This window comes from Vibrio sp. 10N.222.48.A3 (assembly GCF_041475345.1).
GTDB classification, from domain to species: Bacteria; Pseudomonadota; Gammaproteobacteria; order Enterobacterales; family Vibrionaceae; genus Vibrio; species Vibrio tasmaniensis_A.
Genome location: NZ_JBFRVX010001096.1, coordinates 1 through 1,550 on the forward strand (window position 1 = coordinate 1; position 1,550 = coordinate 1,550).

A 1,550-nucleotide genomic window follows, 5' to 3' on the forward strand; every position below is an offset into this window, starting at 1 on the left:
CTCTAGTTCCGTTCGATTTAGTTGAAGCATCGAAACTTCAAGCGACTTCACCTTGATCAGGGTTTTCTCAAGTTTGATCAGCTTTAGGTTTGCCATTTCAGTGAATGAGACGACAACCAATAACGAAATAATGGATAAACAAGCAAGGCTAAAAAGGGAGGTTTTAATTTTCATAGGCAGGCACCAAAGCAAAACAATATGACTCAACAACGTATTTGGGAATCTCGTTTCTCTTATTTGCGTGATCAGTAGCTTACAAGCGGATAACTGGGATCTGACTCGCAACGGAAACGTTTGCTTACAGTATTTTATGGAAAGGTTATGCGCAAGTTAAATATTTATTATTTTCAATGACTATTGGTGATTGTTTTATCACTAGATGGAGTGCTGTAAATAATAACGAGAGATTGAGGTATAGTCGGACCAAAGTGATAAGGGGAAGTGGTAGTGAAAAGAGCAAGTGAAATAGCCACGAACATTCACGCTTAGTCACATGAATGCTCGTTTCTATTGTCATGTCTTCTCTTGTTGTGTCTCTTGCTCTTGTCGCTTAATTTTAGACGCTTAATTGCAGACGGGTTAGCAGCAGTCGTTTATATGTATGAGACTAACCCTGTGAGAGCCGTTTTTTAGTATTAGCTTTCCGTCGGCATCCAAACCTGTTTAGACGTGACTTTGTGGTCTTTAAAGGTCAGTTCTTCAACCTTGTCTCCGTTAGTATTCCAGCGAGTGAGTTTCCCGTTTGCGACTTCGCCTTCATCAAATTTCGCTTGGCTGGCTTTATTGCCATTAGGGTAGTAGTCCGTTACCAATCCATCTTTTTGCCCGTCACTGAATTCGGCTGTTAGGCTTTGTTCGCCATTGGGATACCAGCGAGAGGCAACACCCGACAGCTCATTGTCTTTATAGTTGAGCTCCGCTTTTTTCTGTCCGTTTGGATACCAGGTCTCGGCCTTACCTTGCAGCTCACCTTTAACGTAATTCACTTTAGAAGCAACTTGGCCATTTGGGTACCAGTTGGTTTCTAACCCAAGTTCTAGGCCATCGGCAAATTGAGCTTGGGTCGCGACTTGGCCGTTATCGAACTGCTCTTCAAATTGACCAGTAAAGGGTTTTGAGTGGTTTACTTGATAAGCCACACCTTTGCGCATTTGTAAGTAGTCAACAGCATCATCGCTGGTGGCTGCATAGCTCATAGAAGATACCGTACTAAGAGCAATTAAGATTGGAACGTATTTCTTCATAATGACACCTTTTTAATGGACGAGGGGAAAGTGTAACGGGTGTGTTAAAAGCATTTCACTTCCGAGAACCACTGTCAGTATCTAATAGTGGTTTTCAAGTTTTCATTATTGGCTACCTAATATAGGGAACTTTTAAAAGTAAATTTTCAATTTTATTTGTACTACAAATGTGTTCGTCTGATTCATTTTTATAAATTATATCTAACGATATTTTTGCTGTTCTTCTTTGAGCTTTGATCGTGACGAGTAATGGTTTTTGTCGATAATTCTTCGTTTTTTAGAGGGTTTATTCATGTTTTTTAGGGG

At 40.3% G+C, this 1,550-nt stretch carries 1 protein-coding gene and 1 pseudogene; both read right to left on the reverse strand.

The window, feature by feature from the left end; genetic code table 11:
- Nucleotides 1-174, reverse strand: a pseudogene (locus AB4653_RS23945) (methyl-accepting chemotaxis protein); the annotation flags it as partial.
- A gap of 461 nt (nucleotides 175-635) precedes the next feature.
- Nucleotides 636-1,244, reverse strand: coding sequence for a toxin-antitoxin system YwqK family antitoxin (locus AB4653_RS23950; protein WP_102257323.1), 609 nt, complete (start codon nucleotides 1,242-1,244; stop codon nucleotides 636-638).
- Nucleotides 1,245-1,550 lie beyond the last annotated feature (306 nt).